8 protein-coding genes are annotated in these 6,641 nt (G+C 45.2%); 4 read left to right on the top strand and 4 right to left on the bottom strand.

Annotation, left to right across the window (positions count from 1 at the left end):
- Positions 1 to 5: 5 nt before the first annotated feature.
- Both RM811_RS04495 and sctV read left to right on the top strand, forming a co-directional pair.
- The gene (locus tag RM811_RS04495) at positions 6 to 299 is read left to right on the top strand and encodes a hypothetical protein (RefSeq protein ID WP_402521176.1); all 294 of its coding nucleotides are present in this window, start codon (positions 6 to 8) and stop codon (positions 297 to 299) included.
- A gap of 44 nt (positions 300 to 343) precedes the next feature.
- Positions 344 to 2,425 carry a type III secretion system export apparatus subunit SctV gene (gene sctV / locus RM811_RS04500; protein WP_402521178.1) on the top strand — a complete coding sequence of 694 codons (2,082 nt, stop codon included), beginning with the start codon at positions 344 to 346 and terminating at the stop codon, positions 2,423 to 2,425.
- 32 nt (positions 2,426 to 2,457) lie between these two features.
- Here sctV and RM811_RS04505 read toward each other — a convergent pair whose 3' ends face one another.
- Both RM811_RS04505 and RM811_RS04510 read right to left on the bottom strand, forming a co-directional pair.
- Positions 2,458 to 3,267 (bottom strand): Gfo/Idh/MocA family protein, encoded by an 810-nt coding sequence (locus RM811_RS04505; RefSeq protein WP_402521180.1) that lies wholly within the window; start codon positions 3,265 to 3,267, stop codon positions 2,458 to 2,460.
- A gap of 202 nt (positions 3,268 to 3,469) precedes the next feature.
- Positions 3,470 to 3,991, bottom strand: a complete 522-nt coding sequence (locus RM811_RS04510; protein WP_402521182.1) for a GNAT family N-acetyltransferase — start codon at positions 3,989 to 3,991, stop codon at positions 3,470 to 3,472.
- A 584-nt stretch (positions 3,992 to 4,575) separates the two neighbouring features.
- Here RM811_RS04510 and RM811_RS04515 point away from each other — a divergent pair.
- Together RM811_RS04515 and RM811_RS04520 are read left to right on the top strand one after the other, a co-directional pair.
- Complete coding sequence (locus RM811_RS04515; protein ID WP_402521184.1) at positions 4,576 to 5,013, top strand: transposase; 438 nt, start codon at positions 4,576 to 4,578, stop codon at positions 5,011 to 5,013.
- Between the two features lie 30 nt (positions 5,014 to 5,043).
- Complete coding sequence (locus RM811_RS04520) at positions 5,044 to 6,153, top strand: MBL fold metallo-hydrolase (RefSeq protein WP_402521186.1); 1,110 nt, start codon at positions 5,044 to 5,046, stop codon at positions 6,151 to 6,153.
- Here the strand turns inward: RM811_RS04520 and RM811_RS04525 are convergent.
- Complete coding sequence (locus RM811_RS04525; RefSeq protein WP_402521188.1) at positions 6,107 to 6,391, bottom strand: hypothetical protein; 285 nt, start codon at positions 6,389 to 6,391, stop codon at positions 6,107 to 6,109. The genes RM811_RS04520 and RM811_RS04525 overlap by 47 nt on opposite strands.
- Before the next feature lie 118 nt (positions 6,392 to 6,509).
- On the bottom strand, positions 6,510 to 6,641 hold a 132-nt coding region (locus RM811_RS04530; protein ID WP_402521193.1), incomplete at its 5' end, for a cold shock domain-containing protein.

Consider the following 6,641-nt stretch of genomic DNA (forward strand, 5'->3'; position numbering starts at 1 on the left):
TCCAAATGGAAAAATCATTAGAAACATGGCTTCTATCTCAAGCCTCTTATTATCTGGAATATTTACAACCCAGAAAGTCCATCGCCTTACTGGAGGCGCTGAAATCCATCAATAAGGAAAACCCCGATATTTACAGAATGTTGAGCTACGCCTACCTGCAAGCTGAACACCCTGAAGAATCAATCCGTGCCGCCGATAATTTCCTAAAATATGCGAGACCCGGCAGTGATGTACGGGCCATCAAATGGATCAAGGGGCGAGCCCTGATCAAGAAGAAAAAAGCGGCGATCAGCCGCTGATCTTCTAGACCATAGCCCGCCCCCGTATCGGCGGCGGCACTCTCATGGCAAAAATTTTAACCGGGCTGAACCTGGGAGGAAGAAACGATCTGGTACTGGCTGCTCTGCTGGTATCCGTTATCGGGCTTATCATCCTCCCCATGCCCACCCCTCTGGTGGATTTCCTTATTGCTCTGAATATGGGAATATCCACCATTCTGTTGATGACATCCATCTATCTGAAGTCCCCCCTGGAGTTTTCATCCTTCCCGGGGGTTCTGCTGATAACCACCCTCTTCCGACTGTCACTATCCATCACCACCACCCGTCTGATTCTTCTTCAGGCGGATGCGGGTGAAATTGTCTACACCTTCGGAAACTTTGTGGTCGGCGGAAGTCTGGGTGTTGGTGTGGTTATCTTCCTGATCATCACGATTGTTCAATTCCTGGTCATCACCAAAGGTTCTGAACGGGTTGCGGAAGTCGCCGCCCGATTCTCTTTGGATGGCATGCCCGGCAAGCAAATGAGTATCGACGCTGACCTCCGCGCCGGCGCCATCGAGATGGAAGAAGCCCAGAGACGAAGAGAGCTGGTAACCCAGGAAAGTCAGCTATTTGGTTCCATGGATGGCGCCATGAAGTTCGTTAAAGGTGATGCCATTGCCGGTTTGATCATCATCTTTGTCAACATCACCGCCGGAGTTGCCATTGGTACCAGCGAAGGCATGTCAGGTAGCGAGGCACTGCAACTCTACGCTATTTTGACCATTGGTGATGGACTGATTTCCCAGATACCGGCACTGTTGATATCCATCACTGCCGGTATCATTGTCACCCGCGTCTCCAATGAAGACTCCAAGGATCTGGGTAATGAAATAGCCGATCAGCTCACCAACAAACCAAAGGCGCTTATGGTTGGTGGTGTACTATTGCTCGGCTTTGCACTTATTCCCGGCATGCCGACACTGACCTTCATGATGCTCGCTGCAGCCATTGGTGGTGGCGGCTATTTCCTGATAAGAAAAGCCGAGAAATCCCGTGCTCAGGAAGAAGACGGTGGTATCCCTGCGATGGCGGCGGCGGGTGAAACCCCCGGTGAGGCAAAATCCAGACTTGACCAACAAGAAGAGTTTACTCAAACCCTGCCATTAATCATTGATGTCCCCACTTCTATACAGAAAAACCTGAACACATCATCGCTGAATGAAGAGCTACTCAAGGTTCGTAAAGCGCTCTATATGGATCTTGGTGTCCCCTTCCCTGGCATTCATTTGCGCTTTAACGACTCAATGGACGAGAACACCTACACCATTCTACTTCAGGAAGTTCCCGTAGCATCCGGACACTTTAAACCCGGCTTTCTGTTCGTCAGAGAGACCAATGAGCATCTGGATATGTTGAAAATACCCTATGAGATCGGCGATAGCTTTTTACCCAGCCTCGACTCTCTCTGGGCCAATGAGAGCCAGAGGGACAAGCTTGAACGGAATAATGTCAACTTTATGGACTCGCCCAAAATCATGACCTACCATCTGGCTCATGTTTTGAAAAAGTATGCTGAAGATTTTGTTGGTATCCAGGAAACCCGCTATCTTCTGGAAAAGATGGAAGGCACCTTTGCCGAGCTCATTAAGGAAGTCCAGCGCCTTTTGCCCGTTAACAAAATCACTGAAATATTCCAGCGTCTGGTATCCGAAGACATTTCAATCAGAAACCTTCGGGCAATCCTGCAATCACTGGTGGTCTGGGGACATAAAGAGAAAGAGGTCGTACAGTTAACCGAGTATGTCCGTTCATCATTGAAGCGATACATCAGCTATAAATACTCCAATGGTAAAAACATGCTGCCGGTTTATCTCCTCGATCAGGATGTTGAAGATACTATCCGCTCGGGCATTCGTCAGACTTCAGCCGGTAGTTATCTGGCACTTGACCCATCCACTTCTGCCCAGTTTGTTGAAAACGTTAAGCACTCAGTGGGTAAAATCGGTCACCTTGAGCATAAGCCTGTTCTGATCACCTCCATGGATATACGCCGTTATGTCCGTAAGCTTCTGGAACTGGAAGTCTATGATCTGGCAGTACTTTCACACCAGGAATTGACTGAAGAAATCACCGTTCAACCCCTGGGACGGATTTCGCTGTAAGAGATAGTGTCTGGCTCTTTTGAATTAAGCGGCTAATCAGCCTGTCTCTCAACCTGCTGGCAGATCGTTTCAGCCAGCAGGTGAGTACTCAGGTTTCTGGCAATAATATCCTCAGCCAGCCTTCCTTCTGAAACCACTTCCAGCCAGTGATTAATCATACCGGTGAACCCCTTGCTCTCCAACACTGGTGTCCAGTCCGGCAGACGAATCAGCTGTTCATGGTTGTTCTTTTGAAGCATTCCTGTTTGAAAACCATCAAACAGGTACGATTGATTTTCATAACACAGTGATACCCTTTCATTGGTATTGCCGTTCAAACGGTTCATGGAAGCCTGTACTAATGTACGTCCTGACTGCCATTGCGCATCAATCCGGCAAAGGCCTGAAGGCAATAGCTGTGCTGATACCAGAAGGTCTTCTGGTTTCACGCCCGTAAATTTATTCACACCATCCAGTGGATGAATAAAGTCATCAAAAACAAATGTCCGGGGAAGACCCGGCAGATTATGTCGATTTTTTTCCCAACGAAAACAGAGTAATGGAGATTCTTTTGATCCCTGTGCCAGAGGCTCTTCCAAGATAGGCAGGTATCGCCGGTTGAAGCCAATAAACAGTGGCTGACCGAAGCGCTCAGCAAGGTCATACAATACCTCACAGTCGCCAAAATCAGTCGCCAGGGGTTTATCGACAAATACCGGAATGGCATTTTTAAGAAAGAAGCTGGCAATTTCTACATGGGTTGATCTGGCACTATGAATCATGACCGCATCAACCCCCATATTTATCAGCTGCTTATAATCGCTACAACAACCATTTACCCGGTATTTTTTTTGCAGGCTCACCAAGTACCTTACTATTTCGAGTGCAGAAAACAGGCTCTACAGAAGGAAGCCCTGTAATAATTGGCAAATATGCTTTCTGTGCAATGCCTCCCAGACCAATCAAACCAACTCTCATTACGCCCTCTCTTTTCTTAATAGCAACAACACTTCCCCCATAAGGGAGAAGTTCATGTTACTAAAAAATGGGGGAGAAATCTGAGGGTTACTGCTCGCGAATTAATGCAAACACCAGCTGGTCAATAAACTGCTCTTCCTTATAGACATGATTTCTCATCACGCCCTCAAGCTCAAAGCCACACTTTTCCAGCACCCGGCGGGAGCCATCATTTCGAGCCTGTACATCAGCAAAAATACGGACAAGCCCCATTTCATCAAATGCATACTGGCAGACATAAGACAGGGCTCCCGTCATAATCCCTTTGCCCCAGTGATCCTCTGAGACCCAAAAGCCAATCTCTGCACCAAAGCGGTGAACATCTAACTGAACAACAAAACCGATTTCACCGATAGCCTCACCACCAAAATCAATGGCAAATCGAGTTTTAGTCTCATGCTCTTTTACATGTTGCACCCAGGCTCTGGCATGTTCGATCGTATAAGGATTCGGAAAGGTATCCCGAAGATTTTGCGCAATTTTAAAATTATTACCATGCTTGGCCAAAGAAATTGCATCCCCATAAAGGAACCTTCTGAGGCAGTAACCATTACCCAGGTCTATATGCATATCATTATCCTGATAGTCAGCTATCAGGTAAAACATCGGCAAAAGCAATACAGGCTTTATTATATATATAGCCCAGTCATATAGCTTTAAACGCCTAGAATTATCCAATCAAGCTGGAATTTTAAGATTATCTAATCCATTTAGCAGGCTTGATTATTTTAATTAGGAAGAAAAGATGAAAGCCCCAAACACCTTTGGCAGCAATTATAATACTCAAATAGAACTTTTCCTTTAAACATAAAGGAAATTTTTATTCTTTTTTTGAATTACTCGACTTTAGACTTCATATTAAACGAACGTTCGATTAGTTTTTAAAAAACAAAAATCCAACATCGAAGAACTCTTTTTTCAAGTTCGTTTTTACTACCACTTTTTGAGAGGACAGTGCTTAGAAGATCGATGCAGTGAAGCTGGAGTAATACAATTAGTGCAACAGACTGAAATTTTATATGTGAGACGCTGCCGGTATATTCCGAAGATCTTACACTTGAAATGGAAGCCTGGAATGAACACTCAAACCAAACACTACAAACAGCTGACTCAGGGCCAACGATACCAAGCACTCTGAACCAGTAGCCAAAAAAATGATCGAACTGTTGAAACAGGCACCCGGAGCAAAGACTGTCACTCTTGCTAACGGTGGCCAGTTTGCCATGCCAGCTCTTGTATCAAAGGCCATTAATTCGGACATCTACTTTGCAAAACCCTACGCCAGCTACCAGAGAGGGACTAATAAAAATACCAATGGTATTATCCATCGACAGTGGCCCATAAAAATGGCGCTTGGGCAGGTCACAGAAAAAGAAATTGAAGTCATAGAGTTTCAGCTAGATAGTATGCCTCGAAAGGTATTGGGTGGCTTAACTCCGCTTGAGGTCTACACTGTTATTTTTCAGGACTGGAGCCCACAGACAATTGGTATCCTGTTACTTTCAACCTTTCAAGAACAACATAGTCCTCTAGCTGTATGTTTTAGATGTCAGGGTTGTCCTCTGCTGCAGGATTGGCGGTGGCGTTTATAGCTTATCCCTATCCTGAGGAACGTCCCAGGCATGCTGGCCATTCGGGATCCAGTGAATAAAGGAATAACGATGATCCACCTCAACAAAAAATATAAAATCCTTTTTCTTCTATCACTCCTTGTGTCTGGTATTCCTGAATCAGGTTACTGTGCTTATTTTACTGATAGGGCAGTAGCCTATTTTACTGATAAGGCAATAGAAGATGTGTTGTCAAAAGAAACCTCTATTTCTCTTTATCCTCCCGGGCTCAATATTTTTTTCTGTGGAACAGGGACACCTTACCCGGATGAAGCTCGTAACCCTTCATGTCTTGCAGTAGTTGCCGGATCAGAATATCTGGTTTTTGATGCTGGAGACGGATCCAGTAGAAGACTGGATACAATGGGACTACCCACAAAAGAACTGGATGCGGTATTTATCACCCATTGGCACTCTGACCACTTCGGTGGACTGGGATACCTGATAAACTCTTCCTGGATATTTGGACGCGCTCATGTGCTCGAAGTGTATGGTCCAACAGGTGTAACAGATATCGTAGAAGGTATCGGAAAGTCATATGAGCTGGATGTTTTTTACCGCACCAGTTTACAAGAAGACAACCTGGAGCAAGAATTTGCTTTTGCTCAGCCCATACCGGTCGAGCCAGGAGAAGGTTATGAAGCGAAAACCGTCGTATATAACAAAAATGGTGTGATAGTCAGTGCTTTTTTAGTAGATCATGCCCCAGTAGAACCTGCACTGGGCTACATGGTCGAGTATAAGGGGCGTAAGATCGTAATCTCTGGTGATACGCGGATATCAGCTAATGTAAAAAAGTCCTCTCAGAATGCAGACATACTCATTCATGAAGCATTGAATGTATCAATGAACAAAAATGCCGCAAGAATTGCCAGAAAAATAAATTTACCAGATAGAGCAACACAAATAGAATCAATTATTTCATATCATTCAAGCACAATTGATATAGCTAGAATGGCTCAAAAAGCCAATGTTAATAAATTAGTCTTAACCCATCTTATTCCTGGCCCATCAAACTGGATAGCAAAAAAAATGTTTGTTGGGGGTATGGATGTATATTTTGAGGGGGACATCGTCATTGCTGAAGATAAAATGCATATTCATTTATCTCCGAAAGAATAATCACAGGGGTAACCGCGCACAGTTCGTATACCAAGAAACCGAGCATACAACCCAGCATTGGAGCTGGAAAGTAAACGGTCTCAGAGACGAACCAGACATTATGAGGGAGGACTGAGCCAGGCAGTTTAACCCGTGGAACTCTACCTGACATGCCATTGTTGGCGGTAATGGTGGCGACTATTCTTACACCTTCCGGTATCAGAGTCCTGAATTGCTGCCAGATATTGGTTGTGGCCATAATATCTCCTCCCTTTTGATTTTCTGAAAACCACAAAAAAGGGCAATGCCCGAAAGCATTGCCCTTCTTCACCTCACCTTACGTGAGGTTAGAGACTACAATATTGCAGCCCCGACCATTACAGTGGTCGAATATCTTCAGCCTGAGGACCTTTCTGGCCCTGAGTGATGGTGAACTCAACCCGCTGGCCTTCTGCCAGAGATTTGAAGCCATCACCTGTGATCTGACGGAAGTGAGCAAACACGTCTGG

It is taken from the genome of Endozoicomonas sp., from assembly GCF_031844845.1.
GTDB lineage: Bacteria > Pseudomonadota > Gammaproteobacteria > Pseudomonadales > Endozoicomonadaceae > Endozoicomonas.